This window comes from Paramylibacter kogurei (genome assembly GCF_002742285.1).
Taxonomy (GTDB): domain Bacteria; phylum Pseudomonadota; class Alphaproteobacteria; order Rhodobacterales; family Rhodobacteraceae; genus Amylibacter; species Amylibacter kogurei.
Genome location: NZ_MDGM01000012.1, coordinates 1,289,497 through 1,316,319, shown reverse-complemented (window position 1 = coordinate 1,316,319; position 26,823 = coordinate 1,289,497). Strand labels below are relative to the sequence as shown.

At 50.0% G+C, this 26,823-nt stretch carries 23 protein-coding genes and 1 pseudogene; 11 read left to right on the top strand and 13 right to left on the bottom strand.

The features are described 5' to 3' along the window. Positions 1-436, top strand: a pseudogene (locus BFP76_RS14680) (hypothetical protein); the annotation flags it as partial. 3 nt (positions 437-439) lie between these two features. Here the strand turns inward: BFP76_RS14680 and BFP76_RS11950 are convergent. From BFP76_RS11950 to hemN, 11 genes are all read right to left on the bottom strand, one after another. Beyond that, positions 440-1,381 carry a siroheme synthase gene (locus tag BFP76_RS11950; RefSeq protein ID WP_099593894.1) on the bottom strand — a complete coding sequence of 314 codons (942 nt, stop codon included), beginning with the start codon at positions 1,379-1,381 and terminating at the stop codon, positions 440-442. Between the two features lie 9 nt (positions 1,382-1,390). Then, entirely contained in the window at positions 1,391-2,380 is a 990-nt protein-coding gene (locus BFP76_RS11945; RefSeq protein WP_099593892.1) for a glycosyl transferase family protein, read from the bottom strand. Next, positions 2,377-5,010 (bottom strand): nitrate reductase, encoded by a 2,634-nt coding sequence (locus BFP76_RS11940; protein ID WP_099593890.1) that lies wholly within the window; start codon positions 5,008-5,010, stop codon positions 2,377-2,379. The genes BFP76_RS11945 and BFP76_RS11940 overlap by 4 nt, the downstream gene beginning before the upstream one ends. Next, on the bottom strand, positions 5,007-5,345 hold the full coding sequence (nirD, locus tag BFP76_RS11935) for a nitrite reductase small subunit NirD (protein WP_099593888.1): 339 nt from the start codon (positions 5,343-5,345) through the stop codon (positions 5,007-5,009). The genes BFP76_RS11940 and nirD overlap by 4 nt, the downstream gene beginning before the upstream one ends. After that, on the bottom strand, positions 5,342-7,786 hold the full coding sequence (gene nirB, locus BFP76_RS11930) for a nitrite reductase large subunit NirB (protein ID WP_099593886.1): 2,445 nt from the start codon (positions 7,784-7,786) through the stop codon (positions 5,342-5,344). Before nirB ends, nirD begins: the two co-directional genes overlap by 4 nt. After that, positions 7,786-9,471 carry an ABC transporter ATP-binding protein gene (locus BFP76_RS11925; RefSeq protein WP_099594132.1) on the bottom strand — a complete coding sequence of 562 codons (1,686 nt, stop codon included), beginning with the start codon at positions 9,469-9,471 and terminating at the stop codon, positions 7,786-7,788. Before BFP76_RS11925 ends, nirB begins: the two co-directional genes overlap by 1 nt. Positions 9,472-9,476: 5 nt before the next feature. After that, complete coding sequence (locus BFP76_RS11920; RefSeq protein WP_099593885.1) at positions 9,477-10,550, bottom strand: ABC transporter permease; 1,074 nt, start codon at positions 10,548-10,550, stop codon at positions 9,477-9,479. Positions 10,551-10,617: 67 nt separating this feature from the next. Further along, positions 10,618-11,961, bottom strand: a complete 1,344-nt coding sequence (locus tag BFP76_RS11915; protein WP_099593883.1) for a CmpA/NrtA family ABC transporter substrate-binding protein — start codon at positions 11,959-11,961, stop codon at positions 10,618-10,620. Between the two features lie 201 nt (positions 11,962-12,162). Then, the gene (locus BFP76_RS11910; RefSeq protein WP_099593881.1) at positions 12,163-13,308 is read right to left on the bottom strand and encodes a CmpA/NrtA family ABC transporter substrate-binding protein; all 1,146 of its coding nucleotides are present in this window, start codon (positions 13,306-13,308) and stop codon (positions 12,163-12,165) included. Then, positions 13,305-13,889 (bottom strand): ANTAR domain-containing response regulator, encoded by a 585-nt coding sequence (locus BFP76_RS11905; RefSeq protein WP_099594130.1) that lies wholly within the window; start codon positions 13,887-13,889, stop codon positions 13,305-13,307. Before BFP76_RS11905 ends, BFP76_RS11910 begins: the two co-directional genes overlap by 4 nt. Positions 13,890-14,049: 160 nt before the next feature. Further along, complete coding sequence (gene hemN, locus BFP76_RS11900) at positions 14,050-15,426, bottom strand: oxygen-independent coproporphyrinogen III oxidase (protein ID WP_240514037.1); 1,377 nt, start codon at positions 15,424-15,426, stop codon at positions 14,050-14,052. Between the two features lie 50 nt (positions 15,427-15,476). Here hemN and fnrL point away from each other — a divergent pair, with 50 nt between their 5' ends. The 9 genes from fnrL (at position 15,477) to ccoS (ending at position 24,064) form a co-directional block, all read left to right on the top strand. Further along, positions 15,477-16,232 carry a transcriptional regulator FnrL gene (gene fnrL, locus BFP76_RS11895; RefSeq protein WP_099593878.1) on the top strand — a complete coding sequence of 252 codons (756 nt, stop codon included), beginning with the start codon at positions 15,477-15,479 and terminating at the stop codon, positions 16,230-16,232. Between the two features lie 92 nt (positions 16,233-16,324). Then, positions 16,325-17,920: a cytochrome-c oxidase, cbb3-type subunit I gene (gene ccoN / locus BFP76_RS11890; RefSeq protein WP_099593876.1), complete on the top strand. Its 1,596-nt coding sequence runs from the start codon at positions 16,325-16,327 to the stop codon at positions 17,918-17,920. A 10-nt stretch (positions 17,921-17,930) separates the two neighbouring features. Continuing rightward, entirely contained in the window at positions 17,931-18,656 is a 726-nt protein-coding gene (gene ccoO, locus BFP76_RS11885) for a cytochrome-c oxidase, cbb3-type subunit II (RefSeq protein WP_099593874.1), read from the top strand. A gap of 11 nt (positions 18,657-18,667) precedes the next feature. Continuing rightward, a complete protein-coding gene (locus BFP76_RS11880; protein ID WP_099593872.1) occupies positions 18,668-18,871 on the top strand; it encodes a cbb3-type cytochrome c oxidase subunit 3 in 204 nt (67 codons plus the stop codon). Then, positions 18,864-19,724: a cytochrome-c oxidase, cbb3-type subunit III gene (gene ccoP, locus BFP76_RS11875; protein WP_099593870.1), complete on the top strand. Its 861-nt coding sequence runs from the start codon at positions 18,864-18,866 to the stop codon at positions 19,722-19,724. Before BFP76_RS11880 ends, ccoP begins: the two co-directional genes overlap by 8 nt. 143 nt (positions 19,725-19,867) lie before the next feature. Continuing rightward, complete coding sequence (gene ccoG, locus BFP76_RS11870) at positions 19,868-21,283, top strand: cytochrome c oxidase accessory protein CcoG (protein ID WP_099593868.1); 1,416 nt, start codon at positions 19,868-19,870, stop codon at positions 21,281-21,283. Next, positions 21,280-21,753 (top strand): FixH family protein, encoded by a 474-nt coding sequence (locus BFP76_RS11865; RefSeq protein WP_099593866.1) that lies wholly within the window; start codon positions 21,280-21,282, stop codon positions 21,751-21,753. Before ccoG ends, BFP76_RS11865 begins: the two co-directional genes overlap by 4 nt. Further along, positions 21,750-23,900 carry a heavy metal translocating P-type ATPase gene (locus BFP76_RS11860; protein WP_099593864.1) on the top strand — a complete coding sequence of 717 codons (2,151 nt, stop codon included), beginning with the start codon at positions 21,750-21,752 and terminating at the stop codon, positions 23,898-23,900. Before BFP76_RS11865 ends, BFP76_RS11860 begins: the two co-directional genes overlap by 4 nt. A gap of 2 nt (positions 23,901-23,902) precedes the next feature. Beyond that, positions 23,903-24,064: a cbb3-type cytochrome oxidase assembly protein CcoS gene (gene ccoS / locus BFP76_RS11855; protein ID WP_099593863.1), complete on the top strand. Its 162-nt coding sequence runs from the start codon at positions 23,903-23,905 to the stop codon at positions 24,062-24,064. Here the strand turns inward: ccoS and BFP76_RS11850 are convergent. Further along, entirely contained in the window at positions 24,061-25,053 is a 993-nt protein-coding gene (locus BFP76_RS11850; protein WP_099593861.1) for an LLM class flavin-dependent oxidoreductase, read from the bottom strand. The genes ccoS and BFP76_RS11850 overlap by 4 nt on opposite strands. Positions 25,054-25,273: 220 nt before the next feature. Here BFP76_RS11850 and BFP76_RS11845 point away from each other — a divergent pair, with 220 nt between their 5' ends. After that, entirely contained in the window at positions 25,274-25,930 is a 657-nt protein-coding gene (locus BFP76_RS11845) for a VPLPA-CTERM sorting domain-containing protein (protein ID WP_099593859.1), read from the top strand. Here BFP76_RS11845 and BFP76_RS11840 read toward each other — a convergent pair. Next, on the bottom strand, positions 25,927-26,805 hold the full coding sequence (locus tag BFP76_RS11840) for a dimethyl sulfoxide reductase anchor subunit family protein (RefSeq protein ID WP_099593856.1): 879 nt from the start codon (positions 26,803-26,805) through the stop codon (positions 25,927-25,929). The genes BFP76_RS11845 and BFP76_RS11840 overlap by 4 nt on opposite strands. Positions 26,806-26,823 lie beyond the last annotated feature (18 nt).

Here is a 26,823-nt window from a genome sequence, read left to right as displayed (position 1 = left end):
ATATGACATGACGGAACGTGCCAGCGCGAGCACAACCAATGGTGCGAATTTTGACAATTCCCCACGCCAAAAGGCGCATATCTTTAGCCTTGATGCCAGCTATGACATCAATCGCCAATGGACATTGGGCGGCAAAATCGGCGCACGTTTTTCCGAACAGGATAATGGCGATGGCTTTGTGTCGAACAACGCCACATTGGGTGTTGTGAACCTGCGCTATCATATCGTGCACAAATGGGATGCATTGGTTGAATATCGTCAATTACACGCCCAAGACATCGGTACAGACACAGGTGTCACCACCGCAATTTATCGCCATGTTGGCAATAACATGAAAATCGGTGCTGGATATAATTTCGGCAAATTCTCCGATGATCTGCGCGATGTCACATATAACGACAAAGGCGCGTTCATTAATATCATCGCAAAGTTCTAAAAATTAGATCGCAGGGGAAAGCAATTGAAGCGAAACATTGGACAATTTGGTAGTGGTCATCACCACAACGTTTTGTCCGTCCCGACGCGCGTTGAGGATTTGAGGAGCATTTGTTGCATCATTTGAATGTTTGAATTTTTGCCGCTCACGTATTGCATCGCGTCTTGCATATTCTAACACGGCATGATGATCTGTAGCTTCGTAAAAAATCAGGTCTGCTGATTGTAATGCGCGCAAGTCGCGCAACGAAATTAAATCAGGCTCTTTGGGATCTGCAACAATGAAATTGAGCGAACCTTGGGGTGGTTGGGTAACAGCTTGTTCGTTGATCGCGGATTTTATCATTGAAAAACTTTGCCGTTCATTGCCCGCATCAAACATTTGACGCGGGGCGGCATTAAAAACCCAATCCCAAAATTGACGATGGCGATTCATTGGAATTCGTTTTGCCACATCTGGGCGCATGCGACCTGCAAATTCAACAAGCCGACCCAGTGTCGGTTCCAACATAATTTCGATTTTGCTTTTGATTTGACGCCCAAGTATTGGCGCACAGCCTTCGGTTCCGATCGCGATCACCAATGGGCTCCGATCAACAATCGACGGTGTCATTGCCTCGCATAGATCGGGCATATCGACTACGTTGATGATTGTATTCGCACGTTTCGCCATTTGTGCATGTTGCGCACCAAGCGATGGACAGCCTGTTGCAGAAAATACCAATATGGCGGATTGCATCAATGCTACGCTCACGGGTTCATTCCAATGTTTGACGCGTTCTTGTTGCACCAAGGTTTGAATTTCACTGCAAACCTCATCTGCAATCACACAAATTTCAGCATCAGTTTTCAGCATAAGCCGTATTTTCTGTGCCGCTTGTTCACCCCCGCCAATGATCAAAACACGACGATCTGTCATTTTAAGAAACATCGGAAAATTTTTCATCTTTGGCTCCTATGCGGTTGCACGGTTTTGGTGACGTTCCAACCATAATGTGCCCGCCCAATGTGACGCCTGATCGAGGCTAAGGTTAGGATCACAGGTTTTAAGCGCCAAGGTTGTTGTTGAAATAACGATCTGTTGTGCAAATTCATTCTGGATTTCGCCGTGCCACAATGCAGCGGTTTCGTTGATGTCACGAGAGGCCGCCGATAAACGGTGATGTTCATCAATACTGGCAGGCAAAGTGGCCTGATGTTCTTGCCCATCTTGGCACATGAAAATCTGGGTGTCCTTGCATGGGTTACATTCAAATTCACCTCCGCCACCTTTGATCACGGTCATGTTTTTTTGATCAAGCAATGCGGCCGATGCTTGCTGCAAGCCGCGATAGCTGGGATGAAAAACACCCTGAACTGTGGCGGGCGCCATACATGGATTTAGCGCCCGAAGCGCGGTGTTAATTGCAGAACGAAGCCCCAATACCCCCCGCAGTTTTAATAAATCCAGCGCAGATTGATCAATATCGCCAAGCGGACAATAGGTGATCCCATGCGTTGCCAGTGCGGTTTTGGTCTGTTGTGGGTTTTTGCTAACTGGAATGTTAAGCGTATCAACCGCATTCACAACCGATGCCACCGGGTTTTGATGGGAATTCCAGCCATGCAAAACAACTGAAAATCCCGCCAGTGCCACAAGTTTGGCAGACAATAAAAACCAAGGATTCCCGCGCGTGCGACCAGCGGCATAGCTTGGCCAATCTAAATCTGCTTTGATTTCTTGCCATGGTTTTATACGTGTGCGCATTGCATCCACAAAGCCTGCGATTTCATCGGGCGTTTCACCGCGATAGCGCATAAGCATTAATAATGCGCCCACGGCCTCGGGCGCGGCGGTGCCTGACAAAATTTCACACATTGCATCATTGGATTCAGCGCGGGTTAAATTGCGCCCCTTGGATGGGCCGCGCCCCAGGGCATAGACATATTTGGACAGATTGCTCATTCTGCTGCAATCTTTGGTGCGTGGCGATGAATGATCGCGGCTAGTTCTGGTCGGCATGAACCACAATTAGTTCCCGCCAATACAGCATCACCAATTTGCGCGATGCTGCTTGCCTTGCCAGATTGAACAAGTGTGGCCAATTTATTCGCGCCCACATTGAAACAAGTGCAAACGATTGCGCCTTGATCGGGTTGATCTGCACCACCGATCCCCGCCAACAGATTGTGATCTGCGCCCGAGTTCATGGCGTTCACCACAAACGTGCGTGACAGGGCAACGGGTTCGTTGGCCGCAAATATTGTCGCAACAACACGCCCATCACGCATGAATGCGGCACGATACTGGCCCGTGTTTTTATCCTCGTAAACCACGGGCTCTTCGTCTGACAGGCCAAGTTCGGACTTGGCAAATGTGATAAAATCAAGTGGTGCACCTTTGGCTGCCATTTCAACGCGCCAGCCCGATTTTGTTTGCGCCTTGGCCCAATAGGGGGTGGAGGGTTGGGGCTCATCCACGCAAACCGCAAACGCAAACCAATTGGCGGCAAAGGGGCGTATATTTACCGCAGCACGTTTTAGTTCAGGTTGACCAGAGTAGGGGTCACATAATGATGGAACCAGCGTATCAATACGTGCCTTTGATGCCCAAAGGCTGGTCCAATGCAACGGTGCGAAAACCTGCCCCTGTTGCACGCGATCGGTGATAAGCGCGCGTAAAATCACGGATCCATGTGGGCTTTCAACGCAAACAAGGCTTGCCGGTTTGATATGCAATGCATTGGCATCAATGGGGTGAATTTCACAATATGGTTCACCCATATGTGCGCTGAGCGTGGGTGATTTCGCGCTGCGTGTCATCGTGTGCCAATGGTCACGCACGCGGCCCGTGTTCAGGGTGAATGGATATTTTGTATTCGCAATTTGTGGAGTCGATTGCGGGCGAATGCCAAGCATATTCGCCCGTCCATCAGATGTATAAAACCCACCATTGGCGAAAAAACGTGTGTCGGAATGATCGGATTTGATTGGCCATTGCACAGGTTGTAACGCATCATATTCCGCATCATTCATCATTGAAAACGCGCTGATGTCCAAATCTTTACCCGCATCGCGGGACAATTGGGTCATCGCCGCCCATTCCGCAAAGATGTCAGATGGGGTTTTGAATGCAAATGCATGACCCCATCCCATCTTGGTGGCAACGTCACAGATGATTTGCCAATCGTGTTTTGCATCCATCGGGGCGGGCAGGAACCCACGTTGGCGTGAAATGCGGCGTTCGGAATTGGTGACCGTGCCATCCTTTTCGCCCCAGCCTGTTGCGGGCAACAATACATCGGCCAATTTGGTGGTGTCGGTTTTGGCAATGATGTCCGATACCGCAACGAAATCCACGTTTTTGATCGCGGCGGCTACATCATTGGCGCGTGGCATGCTCACGGCGGGATTGGTACACATAATCCATAATGCTTTGATCTGGCCGCTGGCGCAGGCGTCAAATAAATCAACCGCCTTTAGGCCAGCTTGCGTGGGCAGGGTGGGTGCATTCCAAAAATCCGCCACCTTTTCGCGATGGATTGGATTTTCAATATCTAGATGTGCCGCGAGCATATTGGAAAGCCCACCAACCTCGCGCCCGCCCATCGCGTTGGGTTGTCCCGTCACAGAAAACGGCCCCATGCCCACACGCCCAACGCGCCCCGTGGCAAGATGGCAGTTGATGATTGCATTCACCTTGTCCGAACCATCGCTGGCTTGGTTCACGCCTTGGGAATAAATTGTGACAACACGTTTGTTTTCAATCCATGCTGCATAAAACGCATCCAACTGATCACTATTTAATCCTGTAAGATTTAAAAGCTGATCAAGTGATGTTTCGCGCGCAGCGGATAGTGCCGCATCACACCCGTTCACATGTTGATCGACGTAATCTTGATCAACCGCACCCGCATCCACAATTGCATTCAACAATCCATTGAACAGTGCAACATCACCGCCCGATTTTATCCCCAGATGCATATCCACCAAATCAGATGTCGCTGTGCGGCGCGGATCGATGTTGATGATTTGTGTACCGCGCGTTTCCTTGGCTGCCAAAATGCGCTGATGCAAAACAGGGTGGCACCACGCAAGGTTTGATCCAACCAACACGATTAAATCGGCATTTTCCAAATCTTCGTAAGTGCCTGGTACCGTATCCGTGCCAAATGCGCGTTTGTGGCCAACCACAGATGATGCCATACACAGGCGTGAATTGGTGTCGATATTGGCAGACCCGATGAACCCTTTCATCAGTTTGTTGGCGACATAATAATCCTCGGTCAACAATTGACCTGATACGTAAAACGCGACGCTATCGGGACCGTGTTCGCGAATGGACGTTTGGAATTTTTCCGCCATCAGGGTTGTGGCGCTGTCCCAATCGGATTGCACGCCGTTAATCATGGGATGTAACAGACGATCCACGGTGCTGAGCGTTTCGCCAAGGTTTGTACCCTTGGCGCAGAGGCGGCCATAATTGGCAGGGTGGTTGGGATCACCTTTGATATCAACACCGCCATCGGCCTGTGGCGTTGCGATCACCCCGCAACCGACACCGCAATATGCGCAAGTGGTGCGAACCCCTGTCATTCAGCGGCCTCTGCACGTGCGATTGCATCGCTGTTGATCAAGATACGTCCGTTGTCCAGTTTGATATCATATGTGCGCACCGATCCTTCGTCCGCACCTTTGGCCATGCCGGTATTCAGATCAAACACCCAATTATGAAGCGGGCAGGTGATGCTTTCGTCATGTTGGATACCGTTTGATAATGGCCCACCTTTGTGGGGGCATTTATCATCCAGCGCATAAACCTTGTCGGTGGCGGTGCGAAACACGGCGATACAGCCATGCATGGTTTTCACAAGACGGGCTGCGCGAATTGGAATGTCCGTGACGGCACCGATGTCGATATAATTGCTCATTCTGCTGCTACCTTTGTGAAATCGGCAAGGGGGGTGTATTCATGTGCATCCACGCCTTTGCTCGCGCGTTCGGCCCATGGATCAACGCGGTAAAATTGCTGGCTGTATTCAAAGCGATCCGACAGTGCCTTGCGGTTTTCCAAATTCTCGACGCATTGCTCTTTGATCCAATCAAGCCCGACCTTTGCGATCCATTTATATGGACGGTGCAAATATTGCGCACCTTCGCGATACAGTTGATAAAACGCTTGGGTCAGTTCAATCGCCTCTTCTTCGGTTGGTACCTGTGCGAGCAATTCTGTTTCCAACAGATCAAGCCCCGCCGCACCACCAACCAGCACCTGATATCCGCTATCAACACAGATGATGCCCAAGTCCTTGCAGGTGCTTTCGGCGCAATTACGTGGGCAACCCGATACGGCCAATTTGAATTTTGCAGGCGACCAAGCGCCCCACATGGCCTTTTCGATTTTGATCCCTAACCCCGTGCTGTCTTGGGTGCCAAAACGACAATGGGTTTTCCCAACACAGGTTTTCACCGTGCGCAACCCCTTGGCATAGGCTTGACCAGACACCATTCCTGCGGAATTCAGATCGTACCAAATTGCGGGCAAGTCTTCCTTTTCAACACCCAGCAAATCAATGCGTTGCCCACCTGTGACCTTGACCGTTGGCACGTTATATTTATCCGCAGCATCGGCAATCGCGCGCAATTCATCAGGGGTGGTGATGCCACCCCACATGCGTGGCACCACGGAATATGTGCCGTCCTTTTGGATATTGGCGTGGACGCGTTCGTTGATAAATCGGCTTTGCCCATCGTCCATATATTCACCGGGCCATGCGCAAACCATATAATAATTTAACGCAGGGCGACAGGTGGCACACCCACATGATGTGTTCCATTGCAATTCTTGCATTGCGGCGGGGATTGTTTTTAAACCCTTTGCAACGATTAATTTTCGCACATCATCATGGGACAGATCGGTACATTTGCACACGGTTTCGCGTTCAGGCAGCACAAATTCATCGCCCAGCGACATTTGCAAAACTTGCCCAACCAATCCTGAACAGGTGCCACAGGATGCGGATGCTTTGGTATTGGCCTTGATCGCATCGAGCGTGTTCGAACCCGCATCAATCGCGGCCATGATGTCGCCTTTACTTACGCCGTTACAACCGCAGATTTCAGCATCAAGCGGCAAGGCTGCAACGGCTGCCAACGGGTCCGCATCGGCCCCGCTTGCAAAGTTTGGGCCAAAGATCAAAGTATCGCGAATGTCGGAAATGTCTTCGCCCGATTTGATTTTTTGCAAAAACCACGCGCCATCGGCGGTGTCGCCATACATAACCGCGCCAATAATTTTGTTGTTTTGTAGGATCAAACGTTTGTAAACGCCGCGCACGGCATCGCGAAATACGATTTCTTCGCGATCATCCCCATCCAAAAAATCTCCAGCCGAGAATAGATCACAGCCTGTGACCTTTAGCTTGGTTGAAATTTCAACGGGGGTGAATGCGGCGGGTTCGCCGAGCAAAGTTTTCGCCAATACCTTTGCTTGATCATAAAGGGGGGCGACCAAACCATAAAGCTGGTCATTATGTTCCAGACATTCGCCAACACAATATATATCAGGTTCGGACGTTTCCATCGCATCATTCACGACAATGCCGCGTTCCACGCGCAACCCGGCATCATTGGCAAGGCGTGTTTCAGGGCGGATGCCCGCGGCCATCACCACGATGTCGGCGGGGTAAATTGTGCCATCTTCCAGCAATACGGCCTCTACCTCTTCTTCGCCCAAGATTGCTTTGGTGAAACCTTCGGTGTGAACGGTGATACCTTTTTCTTCGAGCGATTTTTTCAACAAATAACCGGCGGCGGGGTCAAGCTGGCGATCCATCAAATGCCCCGCGATATGCAACACGGTGACATTCATACCTTGTTCTTTCAAACCTGCCGCGGCTTCCAGCCCCAACAGACCACCACCGATCACAACCGCATTGGCATTTGGTTTGCGCGATGCGGCCAGCATGTTGTTCACATCGTCCAAATCACGATAGGCCATGACGCCATCCAAATCCTTGCCCGCGACGGGAATGATGAATGGTGCAGAGCCTGTTGCGATGACCAGCTTGTCATATGAAATCGTGTGTGATTTTGATGAAACGGTTTTCGCCACCTTATCGATCAATGTCACCGCTTCGCCAAATATGGTGGTGACGTTGTTTTCAGCATACCATTCGTCGGAATGTGTGATGATATCGTCATATGTTTTTTCACCAGACAAAACGGGTGACAACATAATGCGGTTATAATTGCCCCGTGGTTCGGCGTTAAATAACGTGATGTCATATGCATTTGGATCAGCGTCGATCAAACATTCGATCAAACGGCCCGATGCCATGCCAGCACCGATAATAATCAGTTTCTGTGACATTATGCTGCCTCCTCTTTCGATTTGGTTGGGGTTTCTTCCACAGGATCGCCGTGTTCGTAATCCTCCAAAAATTGCAATACCTCGGCGCGGTATTTGTAATAATCGGGGTGTTCCAACAACGCCTTGCGCGTGCGTGGGCGCGGAAGGTCAACGCGCATCAATTTGCCCACCTTGGCCTGTGGGCCGTTGGTCATCATGCAAACGCGATCAGATAATAAAACCGCCTCGTCAACATCATGGGTGACACAGATCGTTGTGACCTTGGTTTTAGCCCAAACATCCATCAACACGTCTTGTAACTCCCAACGTGTTAGGCTGTCCAACATGCCAAAAGGTTCGTCGAGCAACAACAATTTGGGGGATAATGCGAATGCGCGCGCAATCCCCACGCGTTGTTGCATTCCGTTGGACATATCAGCGGCCGCTTTGTCCATGCTATCGGCCAGACCAACGCGTTCAAGGTAATATTCAACCACTTCTTGGCGTTCAACTTGTGTCGCTTTTGGGTAAACCTTGTCGACACCGATGGCGACGTTTTCCTTGGCAGATAACCACGGGAACAGGCTGGGCGATTGAAACACCACGGCGCGTTCAGGGTCCGCACCTTCGACGTGTTTGCCATCCAAAATGATACCACCCTTTGAAATCGGGTTTAATCCTGCCGCCATGGTCAGTGCGGTTGATTTCCCACATCCTGAATGGCCAATGATGGATACAAATTCACCTTTGTGCAGGGTCATGTCGAAATCTTCGACAACCGTTAATGGCCCCTTTGGTGTTGGGTAAACCTTGTGGACCTTGGAAAATTGCAGATAGCGCTCGTCGTGAAAGCTTTCTGATTTTCCTGCCTCGCGAAGTGCTGTTGGTGCAAGGTGATGAATTGCGGTCACATCGGGCAGGGTGCGGTTTTGTTCGGCGGCGGCCTCAAACCCGACATCCATTAGGTATTTCGTCACTTCAAGGCGCAGCTTGATGAATTTAGGGTCGTCATTCATTTTTGTGCGATCACGCGGGCGCGGGATGTTCACGGTAAAATCGGGGCCAAAACTTGCGTTTGGTCCTGGGTTCAGTGGGATAATCCGATCCGCGAGCAAAATAGCCTCGTCCACATCATTAGTGATTAACACGATGGTCTTTTTCTCAATCTGGCTGATCGCCTCAATCTCGTCTTGCAGATTGGCGCGGGTTAACGCATCAAGCGCGGAAAGGGGTTCATCCAACAACAACACATTGGGCTGCATCGCCAATGCACGCGCCACGGAAACCCGTTGGCGCATACCGCCCGATAATTCGGATGGACGCCGATCCGTTGCGTGGGACAGGCCAACCATATCAACGTATTTTTGAACCAATGCCGCACGTTCGGATTTTGATTTCTTTTTATGAACGGAATCCACAGCCAATGCGACATTACCCGCCACCGTTAACCACGGCATCAAAGAATAGCTTTGAAAGACCAGCCCACGTTCGGGGCTGGGTTCGCTAATCGGCATGTCTTTGTAAAATGCCTGTCCACTATCAGGCATTTCCAAACCTGTTAGGATGTTCATCAGGGTTGATTTTCCCGATCCTGAAAACCCAAGGATGGCTACAAATTCACCTTCTTTAATATCAAGATTTATGTCCGAGAGGATATGGGAATCCCCGTAAGATTTTGAAACGTTTTTCAGCGATAAAATATCCATATCAATCACCGATCCGCGGAAAAGGTGAGCATGGATTGTAGCGCATACATCAAGCGATCCAACAGATAGCCGATGATCCCGATGGTCAGCACCGCAACCATGATTTTCGCCAAGGATTGTGATGATCCGTTTTGAAATTCATCCCATACGAACTTACCAAGGCCGGGGTTCTGTGCCAACATTTCGGCCGCGATCAACACCATCCAGCCCACACCCAATGACAAGCGCAGCCCCGTGAAAATAAGGGGCAGGGCAGATGGCAAAACCAATTTGGTGATTTTCGTCCAAGTGCCAAGCTTCAACACTTTGCCAACATTGACCAAATCCTTGTCGATGGACGCCACGCCCAATGTTGTGTTGATCAAGGTCGGCCAGATTGAACACAGGGTGACAGTAATTGCCGACACTAAAAATGATTTTGCCAACAACGGTTCGGCGGATGTGACCGTGGCCGAAACAACCATGGTAACAATTGGCAACCATGCCAGTGGTGACACAGGTTTAAATATCTGAATAATTGGATTCATGCCCGCACCGACCAGTGGTGATAAACCACCTGCAATGCCCAATGGAATGGCAATTGCAGTCGCAACCAGAAATCCAAAGAACACGGTTTTAAGCGATGTCCAGATTTGATCGTAATAGGTTGGTGCACCTGTGAAGGTGCGATATTTCACCTTGTCCGCATTGCCATCAGCCACCAATTTTGCGTTTCGCGCATCTTGGCGTTCATAAAATGCCGTTTCTTTGTCGCGTTGGCGGGCATGATCGGTGTTGAGGTTTTTAAATTGTTCCCAAACCTGTACTGGCCCAGGTACGGCACCCAAAGATGTGACAACCTTGGGCGCAAGGATCCCCCAAGCGCCAAGGAAAATGAAAATTGCAACCAGTGGCACGCCGAGCAAGCGCCAGATTTCCTTGCCATTGGAGCGTAAATCGTCACCACCAATCATTTTCAACAGCGGCGTTAACCATGCAAGCCCCAGCAGGGATACATATTTATCGGCCTTGTTTATGTTCGTGAAAAACCGCTCTTTGCGTTCGGATTTTGCCAATTGCGGATCAGCCATTGCTGTCATTTTTCTGTACCTTTCGAAATCGGTTTGCTCTGGCGCAATGTTGCGCCAGATGTTCCGTTCTGATGGGTTAGGATGCGCCGTCTTTCAGGCCAATTTTCAATGCTTCAAGATATTCCAATGGCTTTTTGCCGTCATATTCGACGCCATCGATAAAGGCCGCGGTTGGCGCTTTGTATCCATCGGTGCCAAAGGGGATGTCGGCGGCATTCACGTAACCTTCATCCACCAACATTTGCGCGGCCTCTAGGTAAATTTCGGGCTTGTAAACGTCTTTGGATACTTGTTCGTACCAACTTGCGTCTTTGGGTTCGGTGATCTGCCCCCAGCGGCGCATTTGAGTCAGATACCATGTGGCATCTGAATAAAACGGATATGTCGCGTTGTAGCGGAAAAATACATTGAAATCAGGTACATCGCGTTTGTCACCTTTTTCATATTCAAACGTACCTGTCATCGAATTGGCGATCACTTCGGCGTCTGCACCAACGTATTCAGGGCGGCTCAGGATTTCCACGGCTTCGGCGCGATTGGCGTTATTGTCTTCGTCCAACCATTGTGCCGCGCGGATTAATGCCTTGGTCAATGCTAGTGTGGTGTTTGGGTATTTTTGGGTAAATTCATGGGTAAGCCCGAAAACCTTTTCAGGGTTATCTTTCCAGATTTCATAATCGGTGATTACCGGTACGCCGATGCCCTTGAACACGGCGGCTTGGTTCCACGGCTCGCCCACGCAATAGCCCAAAATTGTTCCTGCTTCTAATGTTGCGGGCATTTGTGGGGGTGGGGTGACGGATAACAACACATCTGCATCTACTTGGCCTGAAATATTGTCTTCTGTGTAAAAGCCAGGGTGAATACCACCCGCTGCCAACCAGTAACGCAATTCATAGTTATGTGTGGACACAGGGAACACCATGCCCATGTTAAACGGCTTGCCTTCGTCCTTGTAACGATCAACGATGGGTTTCAGTGCAGATGCAGAAATTGGGTGAATGGGTTTGCCATCGGCGTCATTTGGGATGTATTGCTTCATTTCATCCCAGATTGCATTGGAAACGGTGATGCCGTTGCCGTTCAGATCCATGGAAAATGGCGTCACGATATGTGCTTTTGTGCCAAAACCGATGGTTGCAGCCAATGGTTGACCTGCCAACATATGCGCACCGTCCAATGTGCCGTCAATCACACCATCAAGCAGAACTTTCCAGTTGGCTTGGGGTTCGATGGTGACGAACAGGCCTTCGTCTTCGAAAAATCCTTTTTCATATGCGATGGCAAGCGGGGCCATATCGGTCAGTTTGATAAACCCCAGTTTCAATTCATCTTTTTCAACGTCCAGCATTTCGGCAAAGCTGGGCACAGTTGAAATGGCGGAAATAACAACGGATTGTAGGATTGTTTTGAGCTTCATTTAGCGTCTCCAAATAAAAAAGCCGCTTGATCAAAACACACGTAACCCTCGCGATGATGCGATGTGTTTAGACCAAGCGGCATTGCTTGTGATGGTGGGAGAGCCCAAATCTTTGGGCGATGCTGCGAACCTCGTTGTTTGCAGTTACCTGTATTCATAAACTGATTCGTAAAAAGGTCAACGCTATTGTCATAGATTGCGTCAATTTGGATCAAACACAGAGCCATCGAAAAACCGATCAGGGCCAAGGTAGTAGTCTTGCGCCGCATTAATTGTTTGGCGTTCGTTCAAAGAACCTTCGACCTTGCAATTACCATCTGGCATTGGGCTGTTCGCTGACATTAAAGCATTGCGATAAATATCTGGTCTAAAACAATTTTTCGCGGTTTCTATTGCCCATTTTTCATCCACACCCCATGCAGGTGCTTCGTTTTTTGCAATCCAAATGGCGGTGCTGAGCCAAGGGAAACCAACATCGGTTCCACCGATACGAAGTGCCAGCGGATCATGGCCAACGCGGCCTTTGGCGTCCAACACCATTTGCCCGCTAAATGCTTGTTGGATCAGGTCGGATTGAATGCCGACGTATTTCGAACGCGCCAAAATTTCGCATAATGTATCTTGCGAGTTGGGGCGTTCAATCCATAGTTGAGCGCGATAAATGGCACGGATCAGGCGATGTAAAATCAGCTCGTTTCGTTCACCCCATTCTTGGCGAACGCCCAATACTTTTTCGGGGGCGGCAGCCCAAATCGCACTGCCGTTCAGGGCAAGGGTGCCTGTGCCCAAATCGGTAATTTGTGCGGCCCAAGGTGCGCCGACGAATACGCCATCGACTTCGCCACTTTTTAAAACCTCTGCCAACACAAATGGTGGGGCGACAGAAAAATCCACAATCTCGGCAGGATTAAATCCCGATTGTCTGATCAAAAAACGAAGTAGTGCGACATGCATGCTATGCATGAACGGTACACCAATGCGTACAGGGCCATTGGTGGCTTGTCTTACCAAATATTGGATGAACGCGGCGGTGTCGTTAAATCGTGGCGCGATTTCGTCATTTGTTTTGAAAACAAAGCTATCGCCATTCATGCTTAGCACCATGGGGGCGATGATCTTGCTGTTCACTTGCCCTTTGCCAAGCGACATCGCAATGGGCATCGGGGCGAGCATATGCGCGGCATCATAAACGCCAAAGGCCAGTTTATCGCGAATAGACGACCAACTGTTTTCACGTTTCAGGTTCAGCGCGATGTTTTCTTCTTCGGCAAAGCCAAGTTCGTGCGCCACAATCAAGGGTGCGGCATCGGTCAGGGGGATGAACCCACAATTGAGCAGTGTCGTCATAACAATAACCCCGCCGCCGTGACCAAACCATCGGCAACCTCGGACACGCGCCGCCCTTGGTCCATCGCGGTTTTGCGCAATACGGCATATGCTTCTTCTTCGCTCAGGCCACGTGCCTTCATCAACAATCCTTTGGCGCGATCAATGGTTTTGCGTTCGGCCAGTGCGGTTTTTGTCGCTTCTAGCTCTGCTTTCATACGACCAAAGGAATGGAAACGTGCAATCGCGGTTTCAAGCACGGGTTTAATCCGATCCTTGCGCAACCCATTCACCACATATGCGCTGACGCCAGCATCAATTGCGGCGCGCATCATTTTATCGTCTGTTTGATCAACAAACATTGCAACAGGGCGTTCCGATGGGCCAAGTGCGGTGATCACCTGTTCGAAACTGTCACGTGATGGATCTTCGAGATCGATCAAGATGATATCTGGTTCCAAGTCGCGTAATTTTCGCGCAAGACCCAGCGTTTCACCAATCACAGAAATCTTGTAATCCATCGTTTCGCGCAAACCATCAACAATTAGGAATGCGCGTTCCTTGTCAGGATCAATCACAACGATATGCAGCGGCTCTGTCACAGAAATCTTTCGTTTGTTTGTCGATGATTTATGCGTGAACAGATAAGATGGACATTGCAGCGGCACGGTAGATTGCAACAAAATGCGGCAATGCCTAATAATTAAGCACTGCCGTTTGGCATTGTCTGAAATTCAGAGAGATTGAAAATTTGTGGGTTAGCTAACTGACGCTACTAAACCGATTTTCAACATCATCGGAATATACGTCAAAGCGGCGGGCGATAATACGTGCCAATGCGCGCTGGTGGTGGATAATTTCAAACCCATCGACGCTAAATTTGATATAGCGTCCAAAATCGCGCTGCAACTGCAAGATTGGTTTAGCCAAAATTGTCATCTCGCAGGCATATTCATTTGCAAGTGCAGCGAAATCCGCGCGAAAATCGCACATGATCATTTCGATCAATCGCGCAATCATGCGATCACGTTGTGTTGTCGCGATTCCGCGATAGGTGGCCAATTTTCCCTTTGAAATCGCTTCTGCATAATCAGCGGATTTTGCGGCATTTTGGGCAAATCCATTGGGGAATTTGGAAATTGCACTGGCGCCCAGCCCAATCAATGTATCCAAATCATCCGTTGTGTAGCCTTGAAAATTACGCCGCAATTTTCCCGCTTTGGCGGCGATGTGCATGGCATCGTCTGCTTTGGCAAAATGATCAATTCCGATGGGGGCGTAATGCGCGGATTCCAACTTGGCCGCCATCACATCAAATAATTCGCGTCGATTTTGCCCCGATGGCAATGCATCATCTGGGATCAGTTTTTGCCGTTTCGCCATCCACGGCACATGAGCATAACCATAAAGCGCGATGCGATCTGGTGACAGACCCAGCACCGTATCAATGGTTGCATTCACCGTTTCAACGGTTTGATGGGGCAAGCCATAAAGTATATCCATATTCAGAGAATGAATATTCGCACGGCGCAGCATTTTCACGCAGGCCAACGTTGTTTCAATGCTTTGTTTGCGCCCAATTGCGGCTTGGACGTTTGGATCAAAATCCTGCACGCCAATGCTGGCACGGGTCATGCCCATTTCTGCGAGCGCATTAATTTTTGCCGCTGACACCAATGTTGGGTCAATTTCAACGGAAAATTCGAAATTTTCATGGCGTGGTGCCATTTTTTGCAATGCAAGGCTCAGCAATCGAATTTGATCGGGTGACAGGATCGTGGGCGTGCCACCACCCCAATGGATTTTCCCAATGGTAATACCCGCGGGGAGGGCAGCACGAACCATTTCGATTTCGCGCAATAAGACATTTAAATAATGCGCAATTGCCGATTTGTTTTTGGTGCCTTGCGTGCGACAGGCGCAAAACCAACACAGCCGTTCACAAAACGGGATGTGCACGTAAATCGAAACGGGTTTATCCACGGGTAGGGCGCGGATTTGCGACATGCTAAATTCAGCCCCCACATCTGTGTGAAAATGCACAGCGGTGGGATAGCTGGTGTAGCGCGGGGCGCGGGCGTCATAAACGCCAAGATGCGCAAGTTCTGGATCAAAGCTCATAGAGGCAAAGTAGCGCATGCGATTTTTCGCGCCTTGATCTAGATCAAACAAAAATGGTTTAGTGAATCATGAACATAGATATCCCCGCATTAAACACAAAAATTGGCGATAAATGCGCCGATTGCCCGATTCACCATCGGGCGGTGTGTGCATATTGTGAAAAATCCGAATTGATGATGTTGGAAACGATGAAATCATATTCGAATTATGCCGCAGGTGACACCATCATCATGGCAGGTGACAATATGAAATTTGTCGGTTCTGTGGTGACGGGCGTTGCCAGCTTGTCCCAAACAATGGAAGATGGGCGTCGCCAAATGGTGGGTCTGTTATTGCCCAGTGATTTTGTCGGGCGTCCTGGGCGCGAATATGCCAGTTTCGATGTGGTCGCAACCACACCCGTGACACTGTGTAAATTCGAGCGCAAACCCTTTGAAAAAATGCTGGAATCCACACCGCAACTGCGTGAACGGATGTTGGAAATGGTGCTGGATGAATTGGATGCGGCACGTGAATGGATGTTGTTGTTGGGGCGCAAAACTGCGCGTGAAAAAATTGCCAGCCTTTTGATGATTATCGGCAAGCGGCAAAATTCGCTTTCTCCGTTTGATATGAATTCTGGAATGAAATTCGAATTGAGCCTGACACGCGAGGCAATGGCGGATTACCTTGGGCTCACCCTTGAAACCGTGAGCCGCCAAATCAATGCGTTGAAAAAAGACGGCGTGATTGAATTGGAAAAGAAACGCCATGTCATCGTCAAGGATTTCACCCGCCTGTTGGATGAAACCGGTGATGATGCCGACGGCGGTTATGTGATTTAACGCATCTAATTTTCAAAAATTGATCCAGATCAAAGTGTGATCTTTCTGGCTGTTCCATAAGCGGGAACAGAACAGGACGAAAAGGTCGCGTTATGGAAATCATCAAGTTAATTGTCTTGGCGATGATTGCTGTGCTTGCAGCAATGGCCGCCAATTTTGGGCAGGATTGGCCCTATTCGGTGCATATGTTCATTGTGATGGCATGTGCGTTTTATTTATTTGTCAAAGCGTTGCAAAAATTTGGCGATCCTCGCGCACCCGTTGATACAGGGTATCAGGATGATGTGGTGCGCGCAGGTGTGATTGCCACATCGTTTTGGGGCATCGCGGGTTTTTTGGTTGGCGTTTACATCGCATTCCAACTGGCATTTCCCGCACTTAACCTTGATTTACCATTCACAACATTTGGTCGATTACGCCCGTTGCATACATCTGCGGTAATTTTTGCGTTTGGCGGGAATGCGTTGATCGCAACATCGTTTTATATTGTGCAACGCACCTGTGGTGCACGTCTGTGGGGGGGCAACCTGTCGTGGTTCGTGTTCTGGGGCTATCAATTATTTATCGTGCTGGCCGCAACGGGTTATCTGTTGGGCGCAACCCAAAGTAAGGAATACGCAGAACCTGAATGGTATGTCGATATCTGGTTGACCATTGTTTGGGTTGCATATTTGGCGGTGTATCTGGGCACGATTATCAAACGCAAAGAGCCGCATATCTATGTGGCCAACTGGTTTTTCCTCGCCTTTATCGTGACCGTTGCGATGTTGCATATCGTTAATAACCTCAGCTTACCCGTGTCGATCTTTAGCTCGAAATCAATTCAGTTGTTTTCAGGTGTCCAAGATGCGCTGACACAGTGGTGGTATGGGCATAATGCGGTTGGCTTTTTCCTGACCGCTGGGTTCCTGGGTATGATGTATTATTTCGTGCCAAAGCAGGCGCAAAAACCTGTGTTCAGCTATAAATTGTCGATCATCCACTTTTGGTCGTTGATCTTCCTTTATATCTGGGCGGGGCCACATCATTTACATTATACCGCGCTGCCAGATTGGGCACAGACATTGGGCATGGTGTTTTCCATCATGTTGTGGATGCCAAGCTGGGGCGGGATGATCAACGGTTTGATGACGCTGAATGGCGCATGGGATAAATTGCGCACCGATCCGGTGTTGAAAATGATGGTGTTGAGCCTTGCGTTTTACGGCATGTCCACATTCGAGGGCCCCGTAATGTCGATCAAGGTGGTGAATTCACTGTCCCATTACACTGACTGGACCATTGGGCATGTGCATTCTGGTGCGCTTGGTTGGAATGGGATGATCACATTCGCCGCACTTTATTATCTGACACCACGTTTGTGGGGGCGGGCACGGCTTTATTCTACCGCCATGGTGAACTGGCATTTTTGGCTCGCCACGATCGGTATCATTTTTTACGCAGCATCCATGTGGGTGACAGGCATCATGGAAGGTTTGATGTGGCGCGAGGTGGACGCACAAGGGTTCTTGGTGAATTCATTCGCTGATACGGTTGCCGCCAAATTCCCCATGTATGTGGTGCGCGGAACGGGTGGTCTGATGTATCTGGCCGGTGCGATCATCATGTGTGTGAACCTGTGGTTGACCGCACGCGGTGTTGGGCAAACGCACACCCAACCCACCGCCCAAGCCATCCCCGCAGAATAAGGAGATTATGATGTCATTTCTGAACAATCATAAAAAAGTTGAACGCAACGCGACCTTGTTACTGGTGTTAAGCCTTGGCGTGGTCTCCGTTGGAGGCATCGTTGAAATCGCACCGCTGTTTTATTTGGACAATACGATTGAAAAGGTCGAGGGCATGCGCCCCTATACGCCGCTCGAATTGGCGGGGCGCAATATTTATGTGCGCGAGGGTTGTTATACTTGTCATAGCCAAATGATCCGCCCTTTGCGAGACGAAGTGGAACGCTATGGTCATTATTCCTTAGCGGTGGAAAGCATTTATGACCACCCGTTTCAATGGGGGTCAAAACGCACTGGGCCAGATTTGGCACGCGTGGGTGCGCGTTATTCCGATGAATGGCATGTCGATCACCTTAAGGATCCGCGTTCGGTTGTCCCCGAAAGCATTATGCCAGGTTACGGGTTCCTACTCGAAACGCCGATAAAACCAGAACAAAGCCGCGATATGTTGGTGGCCAACATGCGTGTTGGCGTTCCCTATACCACCGAAATGATCGAAAGCGCGGTGTCCGATTTCAAGGTTCAAGTCGATCCCGACGGTGATTGGGAAGAAATGGTTGAACGATACCCCAAGGCCCAAGTGCGCAATTTTGATGGCCAAGACGCGTTAACCGAAATGGATGCGCTGGTGGCGTATTTGCAAATGCTGGGCACGTTGGTGGATTTTTCCACCTTCCAAGCCGACGCAAGCCGATAGGGGGATCAGACATGGATACCTATTCAATATTCCGCGCCTTCGCCGACAGTTGGGGATTACTGGCAATGATGTTGTTTTTCATCGGCGCGATTCTGATGCTGTTTCGCCCCGGTGCGCGTGCCATGCACCATGATGCAGCAAACATTCCGTTTCGTGATGATGCACCACACCCCGCGCCGACAAATACAGATGTGAAAGGGGATCGTGATGCGTAAACCCAAAATGAACGACGAAGACTATCCAACAACGGGTCATGAATGGGATGGCATTCGTGAATACGATAAACCCATGCCGCGTTGGTGGTTGTGGACGTTTTATCTCTGCATCCTGTTTTCGATTGGCTACATGATTTATTACCCCGCCATTCCGCTGATCAATGGCGCGACCAAGGGTGTATTGGGATATTCATCCCGCGCAGAGGTACAGGGCGAAATTGATCGGGTGAATGCGCAAAATGCCGATATCGAAAAGTTGCTTTTGGCTACGCCAATGGAACAAATTGCAAAAGACCCCGATCTGTCACGTTTTGCCAGTGCAGGTGGGGCGGCAGTGTTTCGCACATATTGTGCACAATGCCACGGTGCGGGTGCGCAGGGCGCCAAAGGCTATCCAAACCTACAAGATGATGATTGGCTTTGGGGCGGTGATTTGACAACGTTAGAAACCACCATTCGCCACGGTATCCGCCACGATGCAGATGACGATACGCGATATTCAGAGATGCCAAAATTTGGTGAAATCTTACCCCAAGAAGAAATCAAACAGATTGCGGAATATGTACTTGCGATTTCAAATCAGGATCATGATGTTGCATTAGCAATGTTGGGTAAGCCGTTGTTTATAGACAATTGTTCCGCATGCCACGGCGAAACGGGGCTAGGGGATCGCGAACAAGGTGCGCCCAATTTGGCCGACGCGCTCTGGCTGTTTGGCGGTGACCGCGACACGGTACTTCACACCATCACCAACAGCCGCTTTGGCGTGATGCCTGCATGGCAAGGGCGCATTACGGATGCGCAAATCAAACAAGTGGCATTCTACGTTCATCAATTAGGTGGCGGAGAATAAGCGCGATGCATTGGCGCGCTGGCACCAGCCCCCGTCCTGTTCCGATTGGGGCTGGTGTTTCTTTTTCAAAACTTGATCTGCATCAAAGCACGCGTCGCATTTCCACGCGATAACGTGATTGAACAGGACATAAGGGGTTCCCAATGACAACCCAAACAGAACAACCGCCACGTCTTTTCGAAGGGCGCGAACCGGTCTTTCCCCAGCGCGTCAGCGGCTGGTATCGCCGTCTGAAATGGTGGCTGATGATATTCACACTTGGCATTTATTATATCACGCCGTGGATCCGTTGGGATCGCGGTGCGAACCTGCCTGATCAGGCGGTGTTGGTTGATTTGGCCAATGCACGGTTTTTCTTTTTCTGGATCGAAATTTGGCCCCATGAGTTGTATTTCGTGGCGGGTCTTTTGATCATGGCGGGGCTGGGGTTGTTTTTGTTTACATCCGCACTTGGTCGGGTCTGGTGTGGATATGCATGCCCCCAAACCGTTTGGACAGATTTGTTTATTCTGGTCGAACGCTGGGTCGAAGGTGATCGCAATGAACGCATCCGATTGTTGCGCGCAAAATGGTCATTTCGCAAGGCACGATTGCGCATCACCAAATGGGTGATATGGTTGTTGATCGCGTTGGCAACGGGTGGCGCATGGGTGTTTTATTTCGCTGATGCCCCGACATTGTTGCGTGAATTAATCACAGGACAGGCGGCAATGGTGGCATACGGCACGATTGCGATCCTGACCGCGACGACGTTTTTGTTTGGTGGATTTTTGCGCGAACAGGTTTGCACCTATATGTGCCCATGGCCACGCATTCAGGCAGCGATGATGGACGAAGATTCATTAACCGTGGCTTATCGTGATTGGCGCGGCGAACCTCGCGGCAAATTGGGCAAGGCCGAGGGCGATTGTATCGATTGCATGGCCTGTGTGAATGTCTGCCCCCAAGGGATCGATATTCGCGATGGCCAACAGGTGGAATGTATTACATGTGCGCTGTGCATTGATGCCTGTGACACGATGATGGAAAAAATCGGAAAACCGCGTGGTTTGATCGATTATTGCGCATTATCCGATGAACCGCTGGAACGTGCAGGGGTCACACCCAAAACCATCTGGCAACATATTTTACGGCTGCGCAATTTTATTTATTTCGGGCTTTGGTCATTGATCGGTGTTGCGATGGTTGTTGCATTGTTCATCCGTTCGGATTTTTCCGCGTCCATCAAACCAGATCGCAATCCACGTTTTGTGACATTGTCTGACGGCACATTGCGCAATGCCTATGATCTAAAGATCAGCAATCAAACAGGTGCGGCGCGTGAATTTCATCTGTCGATTAAAACAGATGATCCGCTGCGCCTTGATTTGCAAGGGGTTGATGGGATGAACATCACCGTGCCCGCCGATGAAACCATGCATCAACGTATCTATGTTTTTGCAAAACCAGAATATGAAACCAGCCGCATGGACAACGCGCCCATCCGTTTCTGGGTTGAAGACCGTGCAAGTGGTGAGCGCAATCACGTAGACAGCTTTTTCGCAGGAGATCCAAAATGAGTATAACCGCAAAACGCCCCCTGACAGGGCGCAAGGTATCATTGATGTTTCTTGGTGCGTTTTGCACCATTATCGGGGCGAATGTCGCATTGATTTATTCCGCGGTTGGATCATTTCCAGGGCTAGAGACCCGCAAACCTTATGTGGAGGCACAGCATTTTGAAACCCGTCGCATCGCGCAAGAGGCATTGAATTGGGACAGCAATGTTGAATACAGCAACGGACAGATAACATTGCATCTTACTTCCGCTGGGAAAACCGTTGTGTTGCCCAATGTTGTGATGCGCGTAGGGCGGGCAACGGCGGATCGGTTTGATCAGACGCTTGTGTTGGAATTTGACGGTAAATCCTATTTTGCCCCTATCATGCTTGATGCTGGCAATTGGCAGGTTCAAATCAAAACCACGGCACTTGATGGCACCGATTTTCGCCGCATCATTCCGTTGATTATTCGCGGGGATCACATATGAACACCGCCGTTTGCCCCGCATGTGTTGCGATCCCCAATGAAAAAATTGAACAGATCCGCACGGATATTGGGGCCTTGGAAATATCCGTACCCACAATCCATTGTGCGGCCTGTATTCAGAAAATCGAACGCGGGCTAAATGCGTTGGATTGTGTATTTAAAGCGCGGGTGAACCTGTCACTAAAACGTGTCAGCATTCGCCATAATGATAATCCTAATTGCGAAGACATCATAATGGACACGCTCGCCAATTTGGGTTTTGAAGCGCATCTATTGGATGATCACAAGCTAAACCAAAATGGCGATGATATTGGGCGTGGATTGTTAATGCGCCTTGGCATCGCCGGGTTTGCCGCGATGAATGTGATGTTGCTGTCTGTTTCCGTCTGGGCAGGGGCGGATGGATTAACGCGTGATTTTTTGCATTGGGTGTCGGCGGCGATTGCGCTCCCTACGGTGGCCTATACCGCGCAACCGTTTTTCAAAAATGCCTACAGCGCGTTGCGCGTGAAGCGGTTGAACATGGATGTCCCGATTTCGCTAGCGATTTTAATGGCGGCGGGTTTGTCCATTTATGAAACATTTCACAGCGGCGCACATGCCTATTTCGACGCGGCATTGTCGTTGACGTTTTTCCTGTTGGCAGGGCGGTATTTGGATCACCAAACCCGTGCGCGGGCACAATCTGCGGCAACCGCTCTGTCCGCGTTGGAGGTTGCACGTGCGCAACGGATCAAGGATGGACAGATCACCACCGTGAATGTGTCTGATTTGGCGATCAATGATCGTGTTTTGGTGCGAAAGGGTGCGCGCATTCCCGTTGATGCGGTGATTGTCAAAGGGCAAAGCGATCTGGATGTGTCTTTGATCAGCGGCGAAACCATGTTGGCGACGGTCGGGGTGGATGATCAAGTTTATGCGGGCACATTAAACGTGGGTGCACCGTTGGAAATTTTGGTCACGCAAACGGGTTCTGGTACAAAGCTTGCCGAGATTATGGATCTGGTACAACAGGGAGAAAACCTAAAAACTAAATACACCCGTTTGGCGGATCGCGCCGCGGGTATTTACGCACCATTGGTGCATCTGTTGGCGCTGGCTGCATTTGTGTTTTGGCAATTTTACAGCGGTGACACCCGACTGGCCGTGGGTATTGCCACCGCCGTGTTGATTATCACATGCCCTTGTGCGCTTGGCCTTGCGGTGCCTGCCGTGATGACGGCGGCAAGCGGGCGGTTGTTTCGATCCGGCGTGTTGATCAAAGATGGCGCCGCATTGGAACGCTTGGCGGGTGTTGATACAGTGGTATTTGATAAAACCGGAACACTCACCACCGGTGAATTTAGCGTCATCAGCGCCCCCAAAGGCGAGGATTTACAGATCGCGGTAAGTTTGGCGGCGCAGTCCGATCACCCCATTGCACAAGCAATTACAAAATATTGCCCCAATCAAACAATGTTGTCGCTGGATCATATCAAAGATATCGCAGGTAAAGGGGTGAGCGGTATGTATCGCGGCCAAGTTGTAAAGCTGGGACATGCCGATTGGGTTGGGGCGGACACCGTGCCAGATCATGTGCAAACATGGCTACGCATTGGGCAAAACCCACCCGTGCCATTTCTGTTTGATGATATGTTGAAAGACAGCGCGAAATCCGCGGTTACGGCATTGCAAAAAAGCGGGATGCGCGTTGTATTGTTATCGGGCGATACACAATCCGCGACGGACCGTTTGGCGCAAAAGCTGGGCATTGATGATGCGCGGGGTGGGGTGCATCCACGCGAAAAATTGGAAACAATTCAATCGCTTGGCGAACATGTGTTGATGGTGGGGGATGGGTTGAATGATACGGCGGCACTGGCGGGTGCGCACGTATCCATGGCGCCCGCACGTGCGATTGATGCGGCGCGCACGGCATCGGATTTTGTGTTGATCAAGGATGATTTGACGTTGATCCCAAATTGCATCGCACTGGCGCAATCGGCGAAACGGCGCATGTTGGAAAATTTCGCCATTGCCGCCGCGTATAATGCCGTGGCCATTCCTATTGCGCTGATTGGTTTGGCAACACCACTGTTGGCGGCCTTGGCGATGTCTGCGTCATCAATTTGCGTATCACTCAATGCGCTGCGCTTAACGAAAGGGTAAACATGTCTGTATTGATCTATCTGATCCCGATTTCATTATTTCTGGGCGGCATTGGGTTGCTCGCGTTTTTCTGGGCGATCAAAACCAAACAGTTTGATGACCCAGACGGGAACGCCGCGCGGATATTGTTTGATGATGACGCGCCCGATAACGAAGCGGGTTAATTGCACAGGTCTGCCAGAATTTTTGCAGCAATATCAAACGATTGAAGTCGCGCCGCGTGATCATGGATCATGCCCGTGATCATCAATTCATCGGGTTGGTGCGTGGCAATGATCGATCGCAGCTGTTGTTTCACCGTATCTGGCGAACCCGTTGCTGAAAATGACATGGCATGTTCGACACCTGTCATAATATTGGCGGGAATATGCGCCGCGATATCATCAACGGGACGGGGCAGCTTACCCGGTTTTCCTGTGCGTAAACGGGCAAAGGCCAACATCTGTGACGTGCGCAGATATTGCGCCGCGCTATCCGTTTCCGCCGCACAAACTCCCGCCGCCAACATCAAATACGGTTTATCGAGGTACTGTGATGGCTGAAACGTGCTGCGATAAATTGAAATAGCCTGTTCCAACATGGACGGCGCAAAATGTGATGCAAACGCATATGGCAATCCAAGGTATGCCGCCAATTGCGCACCAAACAGGCTTGATCCCAGTATCCAAACGGGAACATATGTGCCAGTTCCAGGGATTGCACGAACAGCGGTATTATCGGGGGCATCGTCGAAATAGGCGATCAATTCTTGTACGTCTTGGGGGAATGTATCCTCGGGCGACATATGACGGCGCAATGCCTGTGCGGTGGCACCATCCGTGCCCGGTGCACGCCCAAGCCCCAAATCAATGCGATCAGGATAAAGCGTGGCAAGTGTGCCAAATTGTTCACCAATGATCAGAGGCGCATGGTTTGGTAACATGATCCCACCTGCACCAATACGCATGGTTTTGGTGTGCCCCGCAACATGCCCAATCACCACAGATGTCGCCGCGCTCGCGATCCCTGGCATATTGTGATGTTCTGCCAGCCAAAACCGATGAAACCCTGATTTTTCAGCGGCTTGTGCCAATTCAACCGTGTTATTGAGCGCATCTGCGGTTGAATGACCCTCTGACACAGGGGATAAATCAAGGAGCGAGAATTTTTGCATGGGCGGCCTCTTTATTTTCACGCCAACCTATGCAGCTTTTGCATCATGACCAAGCGCAATGTGGCAAGTATAGATCACAATTTTGCGCGGTACTTATTTCACCCAATCAGTGCTGAAAATCACTTTCTCAATGGGTGATCTACCATAACGTGTGGATATGGCGACAATGAATATTTGCGTGTGCCTGTAATATTTTTCTTGGAAACTATTGGGGACAAATATGTTTATGCAAAAAATTTATGGTGCACTTCTTGCAACCACCCTTATCGGGGCGCCAATCGCGGCATTTGGTGTAACGATTGATTTTGAAGGCACCAATTTTGGGCGCAACTATTCGCAAGATGGATTCAATGTAACCACCAATTTCACCACTGGGTATTTTGGTGATCTGCATGTTGATCAATTCACTGGCCCATATGGGAGTTCATATACAATCACCCGAGATGATGGCGGCGCATTTGATGTGATGTCACTGGATATTGGTGCGCTTGGTTTTGGTGTGGATATTGAAACGGATATCGGATTTGGCGGGATTGAAAGCACGCCTTATGTTTGGGACAATGTGTTGTTTCAGGGATATGATTCAACAGGTTTGGTCGCCAGCACCGTCACAGGGTCAGAGGTTGACACACTCGGCTTCGTCATGGGGTCAGATTTCTCTGGGCTTGAAAGCTTTGTCATCAGCGGAATTTATACGCCACCCACGTTGGGAGCCAATCAATCTGTGAATCTGACCGCAGGGGATACGCATTTCACCATTGATAACATCGAAATTGCACCCGTACCGTTGCCCGCATCAATCGTGTTATTGCTGTCTGCACTTGGGGCACTGGGTTTGTTTGGTCGAAAACGCAAAGGCGGGCAAGCGCTGGCCTAGCGTTTGCCGTAATACAATCCAACAACATGTTCGGCTTGTGCGAAAAACAACCATCGCGCAACGCCAAGACCCACGATATGCGATAGTAACATCACAGCACCCCATGCATGACCCATCTTGGGGATGAAAAACATCATACCAAGCGGGATAATTCCCAGTGTTATCAACGATATAATGCGCAGCTTGGCCGCATGTTTACGCCCCACCACATGCACCATTTCACGCAAAAGATAATTGTCACCCGTGTGGGGCGGTTCGAATTGGCGTACCTTGCCAATATGGCCCAGCCCCGTTGCGGTTTCCATCGTGGAGCCCGCGGCCTTAAACAACCCATCACCAATCGCCCAATATGCCACCTGTACAATGATCAGCGCGATCATCAGATATTTTGCCAGCCAAATTTGGTTGGACAACATCGCACCACCCGTGAGCGCGAACAAGAAAAACAACACTGGCGTTAACCAATGGTTCCAGCGGGGAATGGTTTTCAACTGTGCATAGATCATTGATGTGCTGCCCACCGTGGCAAGACAGAGCAGAGCGCCGATCATGCCGATGACTGGAATTTGAATATTCAGAAAAATCGCGGCGGCGGCGTAAATACCCATTACCGACAGTGCGACAACCGCCAAGATACCTTCGCGGGATAACCACGATGTGCGCCATTGCGAAAATGCCTTGAGCGCGTTTTTGGGATTGCCAAGGTGGAATGTAGACGCGAGCAACCCACCCACAGCCAGCGCATATCCCAAAAAGAAAAAGATAAACGCCGATGTACCCGTTACATCAGGGCGTCCAATACCCAAGAAAAACAAGAGCCCAAAACCAAGCCCAGATGCCGCAGTGAATAAAATGACAGATGGCGCTGGATGCATGGGATTGTTATCTCTTGT